Genomic DNA, 19284 nt, shown 5'->3' on the forward strand with positions numbered 1-19284 from the left:
CTTGAGCTCTCGCGTCCGTTATACAACGCTGAACACCGCGTTATTCCACGGGCCCCCGCCCCCGCCCCCGCGCTCCCCCGCGCGGCTACCAGGCCGCCCGCGGCAGGTCCCCGGCACCCCTGTCGGGCGGGGCGACTACCCTGCGCTTATGTCACTCACGGTCCTGCAGGTCCTCGCCATCGTCGTCGCGGCCCTGGTCACCCTGACTGCGGTCGCGCTCTTCGTGCGCACGATCGTCGGCTTCGTGGCCAAGTTCCGCCTCGGCCAGCCGGCCGCCGCGCGGGCGGACGAGCCGGGGACCCGCACGATCACGCTGATCCGGGAGTTTCTCGGGCACACCCGGATGGCCCGCAAGCCGGTGGTCGCGATCGCGCACTGGGGCGTGATGCTCGGCTTCATCCTGCTGACCACGACCCTGGCCACCGCCTACGGCCAGCTCGTCGACCCCTCCTTCGCCCTGCCGCTCATCGGGCACTTCCCGCCCTACATCTGGCTCGCGGAGCTCTTCGGCTGGTTCACGATCTTCGGCATCATCGCGCTGATCGTGGTCCGCCAGCGCATGCACCCCCGCTCGCTGGACCGGCGGAGCCGGTTCTGGGGATCCAGCTTCTGGCAGGCGTATGTCGTGGAGTTCGTGATCCTCGGCGTCGGCCTGTGCATCGTGGCGCTGCGGGCCCTGGAGTATGCGCTGGGTCGGGCCACCGGCGCGGACTGGGCGGACGTCGCGCACTTCCCGACGACCGGTTGGATCGGCAGCGTCTTCGAGGGCATGTCGGTCGGCGCGATCGAGAACACCATCGTCGTGGTGGCCCTGGTCAAGATCCTCATCTCGATGGGCTGGATGATCACGGTGGCGCTCACCCCGACGATGGGTGTGGCCTGGCACCGGTTCCTCGCCTTCCCCAACATCTGGTTCAAGCGGCACGCCGACGGCCGCACCTCCCTCGGTGAGCTGCAGCCGATCCAGATCGCCGGCGAGCCCGTCGACTTCGAGAACATCGAGGAGCTCGACGAGGACGCCGCCCTGGGCGTGGGCAAGGTGGACGACTTCACCTGGAAGGGCCTGCTGGACTTCTCCACCTGCACCGAGTGCGGCCGCTGCCAGGAGCAGTGCCCCGCCTGGCACACCGACAAGCCGCTGTCGCCCAAGATGCTGGTGACCCAGCTGCGCAACCACCACCACGCCGCGGCCCCCTGGCTGCTGGCCACCCCGGAGGCACGGGCCGGCGCCGCATCCGCCCTCGAGGCGGCCGGCGGGGCCGGTGCCGCGGGCCTGCCCGACCAGCTGCACGGCATACCCACCACGGCGGTGCTGGAGGCTCAGCGGCCGCTCGTCGGCGAGACCGAGGGCGACCCGACCATCCCCAGCGGTGGGGGCGTCATCGACCCCGAGGTGCTGTGGTCCTGCACGACCTGCGGCGCCTGCGTCGAGCAGTGCCCCGTGGACATCGAGCACGTGGACGCGATCGTGGACATGCGCCGCTACCAGTCGCTGATCGAGTCGGCCTTCCCGACCGAGCTGGGCGGCCTGTTCAAGAACCTGGAGAACAAGGGCAACCCGTGGGGGATGAACGCCCGGCTGCGGATGGACTGGGCCAAGGACCTCGACTTCGAGATCCCGATGGCCGGCGCTGACATTGAAGACCTGAGCGAGGTCGACTATCTCTTCTGGGTCGGCTGCGCGGGCGCCTTCGAGGACCGGGCGAAGAAGACGACGCGGGCGGTGGCCGAGCTGCTGCACACCGCGGGCGTCTCGTTCGCGGTGCTCGGCGACGGTGAGACCTGCAGCGGCGACCCGGCGCGGCGCGCGGGCAACGAGTTCCTCTTCCAGATGCTGGCGATGCAGAACGTCGAGGTGCTCAACGAGGTCGGCGCGACCAAGATCGTCGTGACCTGCGCGCACTGCTTCAACACCATCAAGAACGAGTACCCCCAGGTGGGCGGCACCTTCGAGGTCGTCCACCACACCCAGCTGCTGAACAAGCTGGTGCGCGAGAAGCGGCTCGTCCCGGTCGCCCGCCCCGACCAGGCCGACACCCAGGGCGCCGCCTCGACCGCCTCCACCGTGACCTACCACGACCCCTGCTACCTGGGCCGCCACAACCAGGTCTACGCCCCGCCGCGCGAGCTGCTCGGCGCGCTGCCCGGCGTGGAGATGCGCGAGATGCCCCGGCACGGCGAGAAGTCCTTCTGCTGCGGCGCCGGCGGTGCCCGCATGTGGATGGAGGAGAAGATCGGCACCCGGATCAACCTCAACCGCACCGAGGAGGCCCTGGCCACCGGCGCGGACCGGATCGCGATCGGCTGCCCGTTCTGCCGGGTCATGCTCTCCGACGGTCTGACCCAGAAGCAGTCCGAGGGCGCCCGCGAGGAGGTCGAGGTCGTCGACGTCGCCCAGATGCTGCTCGCGGCGGTGCGGCGCGGCCAGGAGGTCGAGGCGGAGGTCGAGCTGGAGGAGGCTGCGGTCGCGGCTGTGGACGGCATGGCTGCGGCCGACGCTGACAGCGCGGTGGACGGCTCCGGGGCGAAGGTCCCGGCTGAGGGATCCGCGGAGGCTGGCGCACCGACCACGTCGGCAGCAGCCTCCGGGGAGGTCGCCGACCAGGCCCAGGTCGAGCAGATCGAGGGTGACCTGGTCGAGGAGGGCGTGGCGCCGACGAGCACCGAGGCCGTGGAGACCACGCTCGGCCCCGAGCAGCAGCTGGACCAGCCCGCCGACGCGGAGCCCACCGCGGACGCCGACGGCAACCCCCAGCCGGACGTGGACCCCGAGCCGGGGGCTGGCCCCGCGAAGGGCTGACACCAGATCGCGAGGCCCCCACGGACGCACGTCGCCCGTGGGGGTCTCCTGTTGCCCGTGGCCGTACGGGACGTGGTCCGGTCGCGCGGGCGCTGGTCAGTGCACGCCGGCGGCGCGGGCCGCGACCGGTTGGAAGTGCTCCCAGTAGGCCTCGCCGGCCAGGTGCATGCCCCACGCCGCGCGAGGCCCGACGTAGCGCAGGTGCCAGGGCTCCCAGGCGTAGCCGGTGACGGCCTGACCGTCCTGCGGGTAGCGGACGATGAAGCCCCAGCGGTGGGCGTTCGCGGCCACCCACTGGCCTTCCGGGGAAGCGCCGAAGCACTGGTAGTTGCAGGTCCCCCCGAGGTCGACCGCCAGGCCGAGCTGGTGCTCGCTGTGGCCGGGTCGGGCCGAGAGCAGGTCGGCTCGCTCCTCCCCCAGGCGACCCGCCCAGTCGGCGAAGGTGCCCGCCTGCGTCTCGTGGGAGCGGAACCCCGAGGTGACGGTCAGCGACGGGTGCCCGGCTTCCGCGGCGGCCGCGAACAGGGCGTCCAGCTGCTCGCCCACCTCGGCCCGCGCCTGGTAGACCCCACCGCGCAGCGGGACGAGGTCCTCCGGCACGTAGTCGACCGGGTCGACCGCCTGCTCACGGGTGACCTGCGCCAGCAGCATCCTGGCGTCGGTCGCCTCGAGCGGGGTCGGCGGCAGCGCCTGCCAGGCGGGGATCGTGCAGCCCAGGGCGCTCGCGCCGAACGCCGCCCCGCCGACCGGCCCGGACGCGATCTCCGCACCACCGGGCTCGGCCCGGCACGGCTCCCCCGGTCCGGTGGGGGTCAGTGCGTCCGGGTCCTGGCCCGCAGCCACGGTGGCGCCCTGCCGATCGGCCGGCGGCGGAGGCGGGACGGCGACCGCCGCGGCCTGCGCCTCGACCTGGCCACCGGAGGGGTCTGCGCCGCTGAACGGCATACCCCCTCGCGTGACGGCGAAACCGGAGACGGCCACCACCGCGACCAGCCCGAGCGCCGCCGCGCGTCGTCGCCGCAGCACCACCTGCTGACGGCGACGGAGCAGCGCGGGGAGCGACCCGTGCGCGCGGCGACCCGGCTGCACGTCCTCGGCGTGCGGCGCGGGTGCCGGTGCGCTCATCGCGGGTGCCGCCTCCTCAGTCAGCTATCCGGGTGCGGTGGAAGGACTGGAAGGAACGGCTGGCGGTCGGCCCGCGCTGGCCCTGGTAGTGGCTTCCGCGAGGGGCCGAGCCATAGGGGTGCTCGGCCGGCGAGCTGAGCTGGAAGAAGCACAGCTGGCCGATCTTCATCCCCGGGTGGAGCAGGATCGGCAGCGTCGCCACGTTGGACAGCTCGAGGGTGACGTGACCGGTGAAGCCGGGGTCGACGAAGCCGGCCGTCGCGTGGGTGAGCAGTCCCAGGCGACCCAGGGAGCTCTTGCCCTCGACCCGCGCGGCGATGTCGTCCGGGAGGGTCACCTGCTCGAACGTGGAGGCCAGCACGAACTCCCCCGGGTGCAGCACGAAGGTCTCCTCCGGCCCGGTCTCGATGAGCCGGGTCAGCTCGGGCTGCTCCTGGGACGGGTCGATCATCGGGTACTTGTGGTTGTCGAACAGCCGGAAGTAGCGGTCCAGCCGGACGTCGATGCTCGAGGGCTGGATCATCCCCGGCTCGAACGGGTCCAGGACGACCCGACCGGAGTCGAGCTGGGCACGGATGTCGCGGTCGGAGAGCAGCACGTTGGCAGCCTATCCGGGGTGGCGCTTTGACCCTGGGAGGAGGCCGGTTAGTATGTCGCTTCGACCCCTCAACAGGGTCGTGCGGGCGTAGTTCAATGGTAGAACATCAGCTTCCCAAGCTGAATACGCGAGTTCGATTCTCGTCGCCCGCTCTCCCTCCGGCCACACCTGCCTACCTCTCGGCGGCCGCTGCGCCCGGGTACGCCCGCCCCCTGCTGAGCGCCTCCGCGCATCGCTGCACGTCGGCGGCGGGCCCCTCACTCGTGCGGGTTGAGCAGCTCCGCGTCCGAGATCCCGTCGGAGCGCTTGCGCACCCAGTCGGCATACTCCGGCAGCGCGTGCGTGACCGGCACCCCGAGGATCTCCGGAACCTCATAGCTGTGCTCCTCCACGATCACCGCGGACAGGGCCTCGAAGGCGTCCTCGGTGGTCTTCATCAGCAGGAGCCACTCGTCGCCCTGCTGGGTCTCCCCCTGCCAGCTGTAGACCGAGGTGATCGGGCCGATGACCTGCACGCACGCCGCCAGCTGCCGCGCGACCAGGCTGTGCGCCAGCGCCAGGCCCGTCTCGGTGTCCGGCACCGCCACCCGCACCTCCAGCAGACCCGGGCTGTCCGGGCTCTGCGGCGGGGTGGGCTGGTCGGCCGCGCCAGGGCCGATCTCGTTCTTCATGACGGCACACTAGGGCAGGTCCGGGAACCGTGGCGAGTGCTGGCACGCGCGCCTGTGGACAGGCAGGATGGTGTCATGTCGGACACAGCGAGCGCTCCGGTGGACCCGTCCCCGTCCCACGCGGTGGGGAGCACGGACGTCCCGCTGCTGGAGCAGACCATCGGGGACAACCTGGACCAGAACGCCCGCGCCCATGCCGAGCGCGAGGCGCTGGTGGAGATGGAGAGCGGCCGCCGCTGGACGTATGCCGAGCTGCTCACCGAGGTCAACCGCGCCGCCCGGGCCTTCCTCGCCTCCGGCGTGCGCCGCGGCGACCGGGTCGGGATCTGGGCACCGAACTGCGCCGAGTGGACGATCGTGCAGCTCGCCACCGCCAAGATCGGCGCGATCCTGGTCAACATCAACCCGGCGTACCGCACCCACGAGCTGGCCTACGTGCTGCGCCGGTCGGGCGTCTCCACGATCGTCGTCGCCGAGTCGTTCAAGGGCAGCAGCTACCCCGCGATGGTGGAGGAGGTGCGGAGCGAGTGCCCGGATCTGGTCCAGGTCCTCGTCATCGGCAGCACGGGCTGGCGCGAGTTCCTCGACGGCGCGCACCAGGTGACGCGGGACCGGCTGGTCGAGCTGCAGTCGCAGCTGGACCCCGGGGACCCCATCAACATCCAGTACACGTCCGGCACCACCGGCTTCCCCAAGGGCGCGACCCTCTCCCACCGCAACATCCTCAACAACGGCTACTTCGTTGGCGAGGGCTGCGGCTACACCGAACGGGACGTGATCTGCATACCCGTGCCCTTCTACCACTGCTTCGGGATGGTGATGGGCAACCTGGCGGCCGTCACGCACGGCGCCTGCATGGTGATCCCCGGGCCGGGGTTCGACCCCGCGGGGACACTGCGCGCCGTGCGGGAGGAGCAGTGCACGTCGCTGTACGGGGTGCCGACGATGTTCATCGCCGAGTTCGCGCTCATCGACAGGGGTGAGGGCTTCTCGATCGACGACCTGGCCTCGGTGCGGACCGGGATCATGGCCGGCTCGCTGTGCCCGGCGTCGGTGATGCGCCGGCTGATCGAGGCTGGGATCACCGACCTGACGATCTGCTACGGCATGACCGAGACCTCGCCGGTGTCGACGATGACCTCGCCGTCGGACCCGTTCGAGAAGAAGACCGGCACCGTCGGCCGCGTCATGCCGCACCTGGAGATCGCGATCGTCGACCCGACGACGCGCGAGACCGTCCCCCGCGGGACGCCGGGTGAGTTCTGCACGAAGGGCTACTCGGTCATGCTCGGCTACTGGGAGGAGCCGGAGAAGACGGCCGAGGTGCTCAGGGACGGGTGGATGGCCACCGGCGACATCGGCGTGATGGACGAGGAGGGGTATGTGGAGATCACCGGCCGGATCAAGGACCTGGTGATCCGCGGTGGGGAGAACATCTATCCCCGCGAGGTCGAGGAGTTCCTCATGGGCCACCCCGACGTGCTCGACGCGCAGGTCGTGGGGGTCGCGGACCCGCGGTACGGCGAAGAGCTGATGGCCTGGCTGCGGATCAAGGACGGCGCCGAGCCGCTGACGGAGGAGTCGGTGCGGGAGTTCTGCACCGGCAAGCTGGCCCACTACAAGATCCCCCGCTACGTCCGCATCATCGAGGAGTATCCGATGACGGTCACCGGCAAGATCCGCAAGGTCGAGCTGCGCGAGGCCGGCGAGCAGTCGATCCAGGGCCAGGGCTGAGCCTGACCGACCCGCTCCCACCGGCGACACAATTTGCTCGCCACCGGCGACACGGCCTGCTCGCGGACGATATCCGTCCGCTTCTCCTGCTGCACTGGTCCGGTGAGCACCTGGGAGACCCGGCCATTGACGGCTGCGACGTTCGAGGACTTCGCCGATGTCGTGAACCCCCGACGGCGCGAGAACCACTGCTGGTGTCTGTCGCACCGGCTGCCGCTGAAGGAGATCGAGGCGCTGGGTCAGGGCTCGCGCGAGCAGGCGATGCGCTGCCTGGCCGATCGCGAACCCCCGCCCGGGGTGGTGACCTACCGCGACGGCACTCCCGTCGGCTGGTGCAGCATCAGCCCCAGGTCGGCCATCCCCCGGCTGCAGACCTCTCGGCTGATCAGGCCGGTGGACGACACCCCGGTATGGAGCATCATCTGCCTGGTCGTGCGGGGTGGCCACCGTCGCCAGGGAGTGGTGCGCCATATGCTCGAGGGCGCGGTGGAGTATGCGGCGAGGCAGGGCGCGCCCGCGGTCGAGGCCTACCCGGTGGACCCGGGGGGTCGGATGGACACGACGATGGCCTTCGTCGGGACGGTGTCCATGTTCCGCGGAGCCGGGTTCTCCCAGGTCGGCACCACCGACGCGGTCGCGAGCCGGATGCCGCGGGTCGTCATGCGGCGCGATCTGGGCACGGCGCCGTCGAGTTGACCCGTGGCGGAGGATAGGCGGGTGAAGGATTCGATGGTCGGCCGCTTCTGCCTCGCCAAGCTGGACGAGATGATCGAGGTCGTCAGCGCGCTGGACGACGAGACCGCCAACACGGTGCCCGACCTGCCCGACGCGAACTCGGCATACCAGATCCTGTCTCACTGCCTGGGCATGGCGCGGCAGTGGACCGCTGAGCACGTCCTCGACGAATCGACGGGCCGGGACCGAGCTGCCGAGTTCCGGGCACAGGGGGAGGTCGCGGACCTGGTCGCGCGGGCGAGAATGAGCAGAGACCAGATCGCGGGCGACCTGGCACGCATGGAGCCGGGTATGCAGGTGCCCGGCCGTCCCGGCGCTGACAGCTTCTGGAGCCATGACGTGGAGGGCATCCTGCTGCATGTGCTGGAGGAGCTGTGCCAGCACCTCGGTCATCTGGAGATCACCAGAGACCTGGTCAGCGACCGCCCGTGACCCTCGGTATCGAGGCGGGCAGACCGTGTCCCCGGTCGCGGGCAGACCGTGTCCCCGGTCGCGGGCAGACCGTGTCGCCGGTCGCGGGCAGACCGTGTCGCCGGTCGGGATGGGCGAGGCGTGCAGCGCTGTGCGACTGTTGCGGCGTGGGCGAACATCGCGATGCGTCGTGGGGGGCGGAGCAGCAGGCGCTGGCCCGGCAGCTGGTGACGGCCGCGTCGCTGGTCCTCGTGGACTTCGACGGGCCGCTGGCCAGGTTGCTGCCCGGAGATCGGTGGCTGGAGGTGTCGGCCCAGGTCCGCGCACGGGCCGGCGAGCTGGGCGGGCCGGAGCTGGAGGCGGCTCTGCACGGTGAGCCCGACCACGTGCAGTGCCTGCGCCGGGTGCACGAGCTCGCGCCCGACGTCGTCTCCAGCCTGGCCGAGGAGGTGACCCGGTTGGAGCTCGAGGCGGCCATGCAGGTCGGACCGGGCGAGCGTGCCGTCGACTTCCTCGTGCAGTGCCTTGACCGGGGCACTGCGGTGGTGGTGGTCACCAACAACGATCCCGAAGTCGTGCCTGTGGTGCTCGACCCCAGCCGTCCGGGACTCAGCACGCGGCTGCACAGGGTCCTCGGGCGGGCGCACGACCGGCTGGGCGACCTCAAGCCCAGCCCGGCCATGCTGCTCGACGCCCTGCAGCTGACCGGCGCCCGACCGCAGGACGCGGTCTTCCTCGGCGACTCGGTCACCGACGTCGAGGCCGGAAGAGCTGCGGGCGTGATCGTGGTGGGGGTGGCCGAGGAGGCCGAACGCCGCACCGAGCTCGTCGCGGCCGGCGCCCTGGCGGCCGTCCCGGACGTGGGCCACCTGCTCCGCTCCGCGGAGGCTGGGGGGACCATACTCAGGGGGTGACTTCCAGCCTCGCGATCCCCCTCCAGGACCCGACCTCGGTCGAGCGGCTCGCCGACACCGTGCTGCCCACCCGGCACGGGACCTTCCGGATGACCGCCTACCGCGATGATGTCGCCCAGGAGCACGTCGTCCTCAGCGTCGGCCTCAGCGACGAGGACTCACCGGGCCGTCACGTCGGCCGGGCGCCCCTGGTGCGGGTGCACTCCGAGTGCCTCACCGGCGATGCGCTCGGCTCGCGACGGTGCGACTGCGGCGAGCAGCTGCAGCAGGCGCTGCACCTGATCATGGAGGACGGGTATGGCGCTCTGGTCTACGTCGGGGGGCACGAGGGCCGGGGCATCGGGCTGGTCGAGAAGCTGCGCGCGTACGAGCTCCAGGACGCCGGCGTCGACACCGTGGATGCCAACCTGCGCCTCGGGCACGACGCCGACCAGCGCACCTACGGCCAGACCGCCGCGATGCTCGAGGACCTCGGGATCGGCGAGATCCGGCTGCTCTCCTCCAACCCGGCCAAGCAGGAGGCGCTCACCGAGCTGGGCGTGCGGGTGGTCTCCCGCCAGTCGCTGATCGTGCCCCGCCGCCCGGAGAACGCTGCCTACCTGCGCACCAAGCGGGAGCGCATGGGCCACGACCCGGAGAGCATGGATGAGTGGCAGGCGCTGCTGCAGGGCGACGAGGTGCTGACGACCGGGCAGCTGACCGAGCGGTATGCCGACCTGGTGCGCCCGGACGGGCCGAGGGTGATCGCGCAGCTCGGGCAGAGCATGGACGGCTTCATCGCCAGCCGCACGGGCGACGCGGTGTTCGTCACGGGCGAGGAGGACCGGGAGCACCTGCACCGGCTGCGCGCGCTCGTCGATGCGGTCGTGGTGGGGGCGGCGACCGCGGTGGCGGACGACCCGCAGCTGACCGTGCGCGCGGTGCCCGGTCCGCAGCCGACCCGGGTCGTGCTGGACCCCGGCGGCGCGCTGCCGAGCGACGCCCGGTTGCTCACCGACGGTGCCGCCCCGACGGTGTGGGTCGTCGGGCGGGGCGTGGACGCCGGCCCGGTCGGCGACCACGTCGAGGTGGCCACCTGGGACGGCGAGGGGGCGATGGACCCCGCCGGGGTGCTGTCCCTGCTGCGCGAGCGCGGTCTCGAACGGGTGCTGGTCGAGGGCGGGGGGCGGCTGGTGACCGCGTTCGTCGAGGCGGGGCAGGTCGATCGGCTCTACCTGACGGTCGCGCCCGTCCTCATCGGCGACGGCGTCCCGGGCCTGCGGCTGGCCGGCACGGACCGGCTCGCCGATGCCCTACGCCCACCGGTCGTGCGCCGGTGGCAGGCCGGTGAGGACATGGTCACCGAGCTGGACCTCGCCGCGACCCGGACGACCTAGCGGAGACGGGCCCGGCATGGCGCGACCAGGACGACACAGCGGAGGCGGTGCGGTATGACCCGCGAGCTGACCGTGCTCCTGCAGCACCTCAGCGCCGAGCGGCAGCACGTGCTGGCCGCGGTGGACGGGTTGAGCGAGGAGGAGATGGTCAGGGTCGTCGCACCCTCAGGCTGGTCGATGGCGCAGCTGCTGAACCACCTCACCTATGACGACGAGATCTTCTGGGGAGCCGCCGTCGCCGCGGGTGACGAGGAGGCCATCGGCCTTCTCCGAGACGGCTGGCAGGTCCCCGTGACGTCCGGGACCGAGGTCGTGGAGAGGTACCGGCACTGGGTCGGCCGGGTGGACGCCGTGCTCGCCGAGGCGGACCTTGATGCCCCGCCGCGCTGGTGGCCGCCGAAGGACGTGTTCCCGTTCCCGCCTTTCCAGGACACCCGTCACTGCGTCCTCAGACTCCTGGTCGAGACCGCCACCCATGCCGGTCACCTCGACCTGGCGCGCGAGGCGATTGACGGTCGCCAGCACCTCGTCGTCGGCTGATCCCGTCCTCCCGCGAGTGGAGTTTCCTTGTGCGGCCCTGTCCGGTTAGTGTTCGCCCTGCGCCGGGCATCGGCTCGATGACGCCTCCGCGGTCCCGGCTCGACCGTACTTTTCTTGACAAGGCTTTGTGTGATGGCAATGACGCGCATCCTGACCACCACCGTGGCGGTCACCCTCCTGGTGACGGCCGGGCTGGCTCCCGCCACCCGGGCTGACACCGAGGTCTCGCCCGCAGCTGCGTCAGCCGTCGTGGCGGAGGACGGCGGGCTGCCGGTCCTGACCGTCGAGGAGGCCGAGGCGATCCGGCTCCGCGCCGCTCGCGCGCTGGCCGCCGAGCCGTCCCGGACGGCATACCTCGGCCCCGATCCTGCAGGCTCGGCGGGCTTCGTGGAACCGGTGGTGACGCGGCACTCGGGGTCGGACCGCTACGCCACGGCGGCGACGCTAGCCCTGGACATGTGGCGGGACGCCCTCTGGGCCGACGTCGACGGGGTCCCGTACCCCTACAACAGGGTGGTGCTCGTCGCCAGCGGGCAGGACTTCCCCGACGCCTTGTCCGGGGGCGCCCTGGCCGCCTACTACGGCGGGCCGCTGCTGCTCACCCGCAAGGACGGCCTGCCCGGCGCGACCCGGAACGCGCTCGCGGACCTCGACCCCGACTACATCGTGGTCCTCGGGGGCACGAACGCCGTGAGCAACAGCGTCGTGACGCAGCTCGGCCAGTACGTGCCGGCGCAGTCGCGGGTCGTGCGCTACGGAGGCAAGGACCGGTATGAGGTGTCCGCGACCATCGCGCGCGACATCTTCGGCGCCGGCTTCGGCCAGCGAGCCTATGTCGCGGTGGGCACCAACTGGCCCGACGGCCTGGCCGGCGGGGCCGCTGCCGGTCAGGACTGGGCGCCGTTGCTGCTCACCCGCAAGGACGGGGTGCCGGGGGTGGTGATGCAGACGCTGACCCGAGCCCAGCCGGAGGAGATCGTCCTGCTCGGCGGGACCTCGGCGGTGAGCGCCACGGTGGTCAGCCAGCTGCGGACCGTGGCGCCCGTCGTGCGGGTGGAGGGTGCGGACCGGTATGTCGTGGCCGCGAACGCTGCCGCCCTGCACCCCTCCCGCTTCGGCGCCACGATCGCCAGCGGCCAGAACTGGCCGGACGCGCTCGCCGGCAGCGCCTACGCCGGCCTGGTCGGGGACAAGATGCTCCTGGTGCGTGCCAGCGGCGTGCCCGGCGCCACGCAGCAGGCGGTGCGCACCGGCTCGCTCGCGCTGATGGACGCCGTCGGCGGCACGACGACCCTGCCGGAGCCGGTGCTCAACCAGTTGCGGTCCCTGAACGTCCGGACGCCGGGGTAGCGCCGGGGCGAGGTGCCCGTGCTCCGACCCCGAGACCGCCACCCGATGATGCCGACGGATGGTCTCCTCGGCGACGGTTCGTCCGATGAGCAGGTGAGATGATGACCAGGTGGCTGACCGTGTAGCAGATCTCCGTGAAACGCAGAAGGCGCGGACGCGCGCGCTCCTTCTGAAGAACTCCTGGGCATTGTTCGCCACGCAGGGGTATGCCAAGACCACGGTCGCTCAGATCGCTCGTGTTTCAGGGGCCAGCCGGGCGACCTTCTACCTGCACTTCTCCGCGAAATGGGAAACCGTGGGCGAACTGCTGCAGGTGCGCCTGATGCCCGAGACCCTCGACTACTACCGACGCCTCGACGCCTTGGGGTCGCCGTCCCGCGCGGAGTTGCGCACGTGGCTCGACGACGCGTTAAACTTCTATGACCGGCACGAGAGCGAGCTGGCCATCTGGAGACAGGCGACGGCCATGGAGCCGGACCTCGCGCGCGTGCAGGCGGAGGGCATGAGCGCCATCGTCCAGGTCATGCCTGGCTTCCTTCGTCGCTTCGGTCCCGACCGGCGGGACGAGGCGCGGCTGCGCGTGTCCCTGCTCGTCACCCAGCTCACCGACTTCGCGATCGACTGGACCAGCGGACACTGGGACTTCCGCAGGGACACCCTGCTCGACGTCCTGCTCGACTTCTGGATCGCCGGCATGAGAGCGCCGGTGACCGCCCACGTCTGAGCGGCCACCGGCGTCGTCACGGCGTCGTCAGGGTCAGGCCAAGGACTCCCGCAGCGCGGCGATGAGGTTGGCTGTCCGCATCTCCGGCCCGAACGATGCCGAGAGCTGGTTCTGGACGTAGCCGAAGCCGATCCGGTGGTCGACATCGGCGAAGCCCAGCGCGCCACCTGCGCCGGCGTGCCCGAAGGAGGCCGGTGAGAGCAGTGGGGCCGTCTCGGTGGCCAGCTGGTACCCCACGCCGAACTTGCTGGCGCTGAGCAGCACCTCGTCCATCCCTTCGGCCTGGACCTCCGTCGCTCGCTCCACCACCTCCGGGCTCAGCAGGCGAACGCCCTCGACCTCGGCCACCGTCGCGGCGTACATCCGAGCCAGTGATCGTGCATTGGTGACAGCTGCGGCGGCGGGCTGCTCACCGGCGCGAACCTCTGGCACGTTCCAGGTGTCCGCGTCAGGGGTGGGCAGGGCGCCGTTGGTGGACAGCACACGCGAGAACAACGAGCCGGGGTCACTCATGGCCGTGAGGAGCGCCTCGACCTGCGCGCGCATGTCGGGGTCCGGAATGAGGTCGAGGTCGAAGGGGGTGGGCTCGCCGTTGACCAGCGGTGCGTAGTCCACGGTCGCCGAGGAGGGGACGCCGATCCAGAAGTCGAGGGACAGCGGCTCGGCGACGAGCCGGCGGAACAACGCTCCGGTGCTCTCACCGGTGGCCGCCGTGAAGAAGCCGTGGGCGAGCCAGCCGAACGTCAGCGCGTGATAGCCATGGGCTGTCCCCGGGGTCCACCTCGGCTCCTGCTGCGCCAGCAGGGAGGCCACCCGGTCGATGTCGAAGAGCTCGGCACGGGAGAGCTCCTGCGTGAGGGCCGGCAGGCCGGCCTGGTGACTGAAGAGCTGGCGGACCGTCACCTTCTCCTTGCCGGCGGCGGCAAAGTCCGGCCAGTACTGCGCCACCGGAGCGTCCAGGTCGATCTGCCCTTCCTGGACGAGCCGGTGGAGCACCGTCGCGGTGGCTCCCTTCGTCACCGAGTAGACGATGGTAGCGGTGTCGCGCTCCCAGGTGCGACCCGTGGCCGGGTCGGCCACGCCGCCCCACAGGTCCACCATCAGCTGGCCGTCCTGGTAGACCGCCACCGAGGCGCCTACCTCCCCCAGATCGTCGAAGTTGGCGCGGAAGGCCTCCGCGACGGCTTCGAACCCGGGGGCCACCGTCCCATCGATCGGCGTGCGAGTCGTCGTTGACATCACGTTCTCCTTGTCAAAAGGTCCGCGTTGTGGTGTGCGCCACACCGCCTGGTGCGTGGAGTCTAGGGGCGCGGTAGACCCTTGCCAAGTGGGTTGACACGAGTCCAGCGTCGTGCCATGTTGTGGGCCACGTCACAACACGTAGTTGCGGCGAGCCCCACGACGAAGTGGTCGTGCTACCGAGAGGAGCTGGCATGCGTGCCGGAGTGACACTGTTCATCCAGGGATACCAGGACTGGGAGCGCTACGAGGCAGCCGAGCGGGGAGAGGACGTTCCCGAGGTTGACGTCGAGGCAGACACACGCCGCTGGCGGGAGGAGATCGACACGGCGCTCAAGCTCGAGGAGTGGGGGTTCGACTCCATCTGGACGGTCGAGCACCACGTCAGCCCGTACACCATGATCACCAACCCCATCCAGCTGCTCACCTATCTCGCGGGCGCCACCTCACGGGTCGACGTCGGCACCATGGTCACGGTGCTCCCCTGGCACCACCCCCTCCGGGTGGCTGAGGACATGACGATGCTGCAGCACCTGCTCAACGGCCGGCGAGCCTTCATCGGCGTGGGCCGCGGCGCCGCACGGCGCGAGTTCGCACAGCTGGGCTTCGACATGAACGAGTCGAAGGAACGGTTCGCCGAGAGCGCCGAGATCATCAAGCTCGCCCTGACCAACGAGACGTTCAGCTATGAGGGCGTCCACTACCAGTTCGACCGCGTCACCCTGCGACCGCGCCCGCGGGACGGTCAGCAGCTGGTCGACGACCTGCACTTCTCCTGGGGGTCGCCCTCGTCAGCCCCCGTGGGTGCCAAGCTCGGTCTCAAGCCGCTGATCATCCCGCAGAAGCCGTGGGCCGACTACCACGCTGACCTGGCGGAGTTCAACAAGGCGCGGCGGGAGGCCGGGCACGACCTCGCCCGGCCTCGCGTCAACATGAACGTCTACTGCGCCAGCAGCGAGGAGGAGGCCAGGGCAGGAGCGGAGAAGTACATGCCCGAGTACGCCGACAGCGCCACGCGCAACTACGAGACCTACAGCGACCACTTCAAGTCGGTCAAGGGCTATGAGCACTACGCGAACGTCGCGTCCGCGGTGGGCCACTCCCGAGAGGCCATGTCGAAGGCCATGGGCGACACGTACATCGCCAACCACGTGTACGGGACGCCGGAGCAGTGCATCGCCAAGCTCCAGACCATCGCCCAGGACTTCCACCCTGAGGAGTTCCTGTTCACGATGCGCTACGGAAACATGAGCCAGGCCGAGGCGGAGGCGAGCACCGACCTGTTCGCCCGTGAGGTGCTGCCGGCCATCCACGAGATCGAGGTCCAGGAGCCCATCTCCTACGCAGCCTGACACGTCCCGTGTGGTGAGGGGGCGCCCGGTGCGTCCCCTCACCACACCCACGGGCGGGCTCACTGCTGTGGAGACCGCCGCTGCCGATGAGGTCTGAGTCAGAACGGGGACAACCGATGTCTACGACTAACCTTCCTGCCACCGCGTCCAGCAGTCGCCAGCACCGAGTTGCCGCCGACGTGTTCCGAAACATCATGTCTGGCGTGGCCGCACCGGTCACCGTGGTGACAACGCTCCTCGACGGTCGGCCGTACGGGACGACCGTGAGCGCCTTCTCGTCCTTGTCCATGGACCCGCCGCTGGTCCTCGTGTCGCTGGACAACACCTCCGACCTGCTCGCCGCGGTGAGACAGACCCGCCGCATGGGGATCAACGTGCTGCAGAAGGACCAGTGCCAGCTCGCCCTGAACTTCGCCAGGAAAGGGGAGTCCAAGTTCGCTGACGTCGGCTGGTCCGACGCGCAGGCGAGCCCGCGCCTGCTGGACGTCAAGGCCTTCATGTGCTGCGAGGTCGTGGACATCGTGGCGGGCGGCGACCACAGCATCCTGCTCGGGGCCGTCGAGGCAGGCGAGGTGCTGCCCGGCGAACCACTGACGTACTTCGAGCGGTCCTTCGGCACGCACCTCGCCACGGCGGTCTGATCCCACCTGATCCCACCTGACCCCCCGTTCCTAACCCGATCCGCACGCGTCCCCGGAGGGCCCATGTCCACGACCACAGCGAGTAGCTCCGGACCGGCGATGGCCGCGCCGGCCACCACATTCCGCGCCGCCCGTGACCAGCTCCTGTCCATGTACGGGGATCCTGACCGCGCCCGGGCGGAGTTCCGCTACCCCGACGTCGGAGGGCGCTGGAACTGGGCCGTCGACTGGTTCGACACCTTCGCCCGCGGCAACCAGCAGCCTGGCCTCATCGTGGTCGAGGAGGACGGGACGGACAACACGCTGACCTTCGCGCAGATCGCGACACGCTCGGACCAGGTCGCCACCTTCCTCAGCCAGCAGGGGGTCTCGCGGGGCGACAGCGTCATCGTCATGCTGGGCAACCAGGTCGAGCTGTGGGACACGATGCTGGGAATCATGAAGATCGGCGCGGTCATCATGCCCACGACCACGGCCGTCGGCCCGACCGACCTGCGCGACCGCATCGCCCGCGGGGGTGCGCGCGCGGTGGTCGCGAACGCCGCCGATACCGGCAAGTTCGAGGAGGTGCCGGGCACCTACCTGCGGCTCAGCGTCGGGGCCGCGCCCGGCTGGACCGACCTCTCCGCTGCCTACTCCTTGCAGGTCCCGGCCGACGGGCTGGAGCATCCGGGAACCGCGCCGGCGGACCGCATGCTGCTCTACTTCACCTCCGGCACCACCAACCGCCCCAAGCTGGTGGAGCACACGCACGCGTCGTACCCGGTCGGCCACCTGTCGACCATGGCCTGGCTCGGCGTGCGCCCTGGGGACGTCCACCTCAACATCTCCTCGCCAGGCTGGGCCAAGCATGCGTGGTCGTGCTTCTTCGCGCCGTGGATAGCCGAGGCGACCATCCTGGTCTACAACTACGCCCGGTTCGACGCCAAGGCGCTGCTGCAGGTGCTGAGGGCGCACAGGGTGACGACCTTCTGCGCCCCGCCGACCGTCTGGCGGATGCTGATCAACGCCGACCTGTCTGGCGGTCCCGGCGCACTGCGAGAGGTGATCGGCGCCGGCGAACCGCTCAACCCGGAGGTGATCGCCCAGGTCCAGCGGCAGTGGGGGTTGACTCTGCGCGACGGTTACGGCCAGACCGAGACGACCGCGCAGGTCGGCAACATGCCCGGCGATCCGGTGAAGCCTGGCTCGATGGGTCGCCCGCTCCCCGGCATACCGTCCGTGCTCGTCGACGTCCAGACCGGGGAGGTGCTCGACGGACCCGGAGAGGGTGAGTTGTGCCTGGACCTCTCCGCCTCCCCGCTGGCCCTGATGACCGGTTACCAGGGTGACGACGCCCGCAACGAGGCAGCGATGGCGGGCGGCTACTACCACACCGGCGACGTGGCGGCGCGGGACGCCAACGGCCTGATCACCTACGTGGGACGCACCGACGACGTCTTCAAGGCCAGCGACTACAAGATCAGTCCCTTCGAGCTGGAGTCGGTGCTGATCGAGCATCCTGCGGTCGCCGAGGCGGCCGTCGTTCCCGCCCCGGACGAGGTGCGCCTGGCGGTCCCCAAGGCCTACGTGGCCCTGTCCCCGGGTCACGAACCTACCCAGGAGACCGCACTGTCCATCCTTCGGCACGCCCGTGAGCAGCTGGCACCCTGGCAGCGCGTGCGCCGGATCGAGTTCTACGAGCTGCCCAAGACGATCTCGGGAAAGATCCGGCGCGTCGAGCTGCGGGCCCGGGAGCAGGAACTGGCCACCGGGACGGGTCACGCCAGCGGCACCCTCGGGAGTCGCGAGAATCTCGAGTACCGGGACAGCGACTTCCCGGAGCTGCGCTCGCCGTCATGACGCGGGGCAAGGCGGGCCGCGTGACCTCGTTTGAGCTGCACGTTCCGGACCGGGAGATCGCTGACCTGCGTGAGCGGCTAGCCAGGACGCGCTGGCCGGACCAGCCGCATGGCGAGCCGTGGGCCTATGGCTCCGACCTGCGCTACGTGCAGGACCTGGCGAGCTACTGGGGCCAGGAGTTCGACTGGCGCGAGCAGGAGGCGGCTCTCAACGCGTTCCCCCAGGATCGGATCGAGGTGCACGGCATACCCCTGCACTTCCTGCACGTGCCGGGGCAGGGGCCTGATCCGTTACCGCTGCTGATCAGTCACGGCTGGCCGGGCTCGGTGTTCGAGTTCCTCCAGGTCATCCCTCGGCTGACGGACCCCGCCCGGTTCGGTGGTGACCCGGCCGATGCCTTCACCGTGGTGGCACCGTCGCTGCCGGGCTACGGCCTCTCCTTCCGGCCGGGTCAGCCCAGGATGGGGATCAGGCAGATCACCGCCTGCCTCGCGGACCTGATGGTCGACGTTCTGGGCTACCGGCGTTTCGGCGCCCAGGGTGGTGACTGGGGCGCCTACGTCGCGGCCACCCTCGGAACGGAGTACGAGGCCCACCTCATCGGTCTCCATCTCAACTTCCTGCCACCGCTCGTCCGCCAGCCGACGGCTCCTCCTGCCCCCACCGCCGAGGGAGCAGCCTTCCGGGAGCGCTACCGGGAGTGGCAGCGAGAAGAATCTGGGTACGCGACCCTACAGGGGACCAAGCCGCAGACGCTCGCGTTCGCCCTGACGGACAGTCCGGTCGGCCTGGCTGCGTGGATCGTGGAGAAGATGCGCGCCTGGTCCGATCACGACGGCAACGTCGAGGACGCTATCGGCCGCGACGTGATGCTCGCGAACATCTCCCTCTACTGGTTCACCAGAGCTATCGGGTCGTCCTTCTGGCCCTACTACGCGGAGCGGCACGGTGACCGGCCACCGGGGGAGTCGTCGCGGCCGGTGAGCGTCCCGGTCGGCTACGCCGAGTTCCCGGCAGAGATCCTGCGCCCGCCGCGCAGCGTGGCAGAACTGAGCTATCGGGACATCCGTCGCTGGACCACGATGCCGCGCGGAGGTCACTTCGCCGCTCTCGAGCAGCCTGCGGCCCTCGCCGCGGAGGTCGCCGCGTTCTTCCGACCTCTCCGCTGATCCGGCGTTCGGCTCGGCCTACCCGGCCGGCACCCAGCCATCCCGCCCCCGCCGCCGCGGCAG

At 70.6% G+C, this 19284-nt stretch carries 17 protein-coding genes and 1 tRNA gene; 14 read left to right on the forward strand and 4 right to left on the reverse strand.

Features of this window, described 5'->3' with window-relative positions; translation table 11 throughout:
• Nucleotides 1-148 precede the first annotated feature (148 nt).
• The gene (locus tag ESZ52_RS16395) at nucleotides 149-2800 is read left to right on the forward strand and encodes a (Fe-S)-binding protein (protein ID WP_238154638.1); all 2652 of its coding nucleotides are present in this window, start codon (nucleotides 149-151) and stop codon (nucleotides 2798-2800) included.
• A gap of 96 nt (nucleotides 2801-2896) precedes the next feature.
• Here the strand turns inward: ESZ52_RS16395 and ESZ52_RS16400 are convergent, their stop codons facing one another.
• Nucleotides 2897-3925, reverse strand: a complete 1029-nt coding sequence (locus ESZ52_RS16400; RefSeq protein ID WP_131105860.1) for a M15 family metallopeptidase — start codon at nucleotides 3923-3925, stop codon at nucleotides 2897-2899.
• 16 nt (nucleotides 3926-3941) lie between these two features.
• Entirely contained in the window at nucleotides 3942-4523 is a 582-nt protein-coding gene (gene dcd / locus ESZ52_RS16405; RefSeq protein WP_131105861.1) for a dCTP deaminase, read from the reverse strand.
• A gap of 81 nt (nucleotides 4524-4604) precedes the next feature.
• Here dcd and ESZ52_RS16410 point away from each other — a divergent pair.
• Nucleotides 4605-4675, forward strand: a tRNA-Gly gene (locus tag ESZ52_RS16410).
• Between the two features lie 105 nt (nucleotides 4676-4780).
• On the opposite strand, the gene cutA is transcribed toward ESZ52_RS16410, so the two are convergent.
• Nucleotides 4781-5194, reverse strand: a complete 414-nt coding sequence (gene cutA / locus ESZ52_RS16415; protein WP_131105862.1) for a divalent-cation tolerance protein CutA — start codon at nucleotides 5192-5194, stop codon at nucleotides 4781-4783.
• Between the two features lie 75 nt (nucleotides 5195-5269).
• On the opposite strand from cutA, the gene ESZ52_RS16420 reads away from it, so the two are divergent.
• From ESZ52_RS16420 to ESZ52_RS16455, 8 genes are all read left to right on the forward strand, one after another.
• The gene (locus tag ESZ52_RS16420; protein WP_131105863.1) at nucleotides 5270-6928 is read left to right on the forward strand and encodes an AMP-binding protein; all 1659 of its coding nucleotides are present in this window, start codon (nucleotides 5270-5272) and stop codon (nucleotides 6926-6928) included.
• A gap of 102 nt (nucleotides 6929-7030) precedes the next feature.
• Nucleotides 7031-7624 carry a GNAT family N-acetyltransferase gene (locus tag ESZ52_RS16425; RefSeq protein ID WP_202865357.1) on the forward strand — a complete coding sequence of 198 codons (594 nt, stop codon included), beginning with the start codon at nucleotides 7031-7033 and terminating at the stop codon, nucleotides 7622-7624.
• A gap of 21 nt (nucleotides 7625-7645) precedes the next feature.
• Complete coding sequence (locus ESZ52_RS16430; protein WP_131105864.1) at nucleotides 7646-8095, forward strand: mycothiol transferase; 450 nt, start codon at nucleotides 7646-7648, stop codon at nucleotides 8093-8095.
• Nucleotides 8096-8241: 146 nt separating this feature from the next.
• Entirely contained in the window at nucleotides 8242-8988 is a 747-nt protein-coding gene (locus ESZ52_RS16435; protein ID WP_131105865.1) for an HAD family hydrolase, read from the forward strand.
• Nucleotides 8985-10364 carry a GTP cyclohydrolase II gene (gene ribA / locus ESZ52_RS16440; RefSeq protein WP_131105866.1) on the forward strand — a complete coding sequence of 460 codons (1380 nt, stop codon included), beginning with the start codon at nucleotides 8985-8987 and terminating at the stop codon, nucleotides 10362-10364. The genes ESZ52_RS16435 and ribA overlap by 4 nt, the downstream gene beginning before the upstream one ends.
• Before the next feature lie 54 nt (nucleotides 10365-10418).
• Nucleotides 10419-10904 (forward strand): mycothiol transferase, encoded by a 486-nt coding sequence (locus tag ESZ52_RS16445; RefSeq protein ID WP_131105867.1) that lies wholly within the window; start codon nucleotides 10419-10421, stop codon nucleotides 10902-10904.
• 132 nt (nucleotides 10905-11036) lie between these two features.
• On the forward strand, nucleotides 11037-12254 hold the full coding sequence (locus tag ESZ52_RS16450) for a cell wall-binding repeat-containing protein (RefSeq protein ID WP_131105868.1): 1218 nt from the start codon (nucleotides 11037-11039) through the stop codon (nucleotides 12252-12254).
• 109 nt (nucleotides 12255-12363) lie between these two features.
• Nucleotides 12364-12978: a TetR/AcrR family transcriptional regulator gene (locus ESZ52_RS16455; RefSeq protein WP_131105869.1), complete on the forward strand. Its 615-nt coding sequence runs from the start codon at nucleotides 12364-12366 to the stop codon at nucleotides 12976-12978.
• Nucleotides 12979-13011: 33 nt separating this feature from the next.
• On the opposite strand, the gene ESZ52_RS16460 is transcribed toward ESZ52_RS16455, so the two are convergent.
• Entirely contained in the window at nucleotides 13012-14217 is a 1206-nt protein-coding gene (locus ESZ52_RS16460; RefSeq protein ID WP_131105870.1) for a serine hydrolase domain-containing protein, read from the reverse strand.
• A 194-nt stretch (nucleotides 14218-14411) separates the two neighbouring features.
• Between ESZ52_RS16460 and ESZ52_RS16465 the strand changes: the two genes are divergently transcribed.
• The 4 genes from ESZ52_RS16465 (at nucleotide 14412) to ESZ52_RS16480 (ending at nucleotide 19221) form a co-directional block, all read left to right on the forward strand.
• Complete coding sequence (locus ESZ52_RS16465; RefSeq protein WP_131105871.1) at nucleotides 14412-15569, forward strand: LLM class flavin-dependent oxidoreductase; 1158 nt, start codon at nucleotides 14412-14414, stop codon at nucleotides 15567-15569.
• 203 nt (nucleotides 15570-15772) lie between these two features.
• The gene (locus ESZ52_RS16470; protein ID WP_202865358.1) at nucleotides 15773-16210 is read left to right on the forward strand and encodes a flavin reductase family protein; all 438 of its coding nucleotides are present in this window, start codon (nucleotides 15773-15775) and stop codon (nucleotides 16208-16210) included.
• Between the two features lie 99 nt (nucleotides 16211-16309).
• Nucleotides 16310-18052 carry an AMP-binding protein gene (locus ESZ52_RS16475; RefSeq protein ID WP_131106707.1) on the forward strand — a complete coding sequence of 581 codons (1743 nt, stop codon included), beginning with the start codon at nucleotides 16310-16312 and terminating at the stop codon, nucleotides 18050-18052.
• Between the two features lie 20 nt (nucleotides 18053-18072).
• Nucleotides 18073-19221: an epoxide hydrolase family protein gene (locus ESZ52_RS16480; protein WP_202865360.1), complete on the forward strand. Its 1149-nt coding sequence runs from the start codon at nucleotides 18073-18075 to the stop codon at nucleotides 19219-19221.
• Nucleotides 19222-19284 lie beyond the last annotated feature (63 nt).

The organism is Ornithinimicrobium sufpigmenti (assembly GCF_004322775.1).
In the GTDB taxonomy this organism is placed as follows: Bacteria; Actinomycetota; Actinomycetes; order Actinomycetales; family Dermatophilaceae; genus Ornithinicoccus; species Ornithinicoccus sufpigmenti.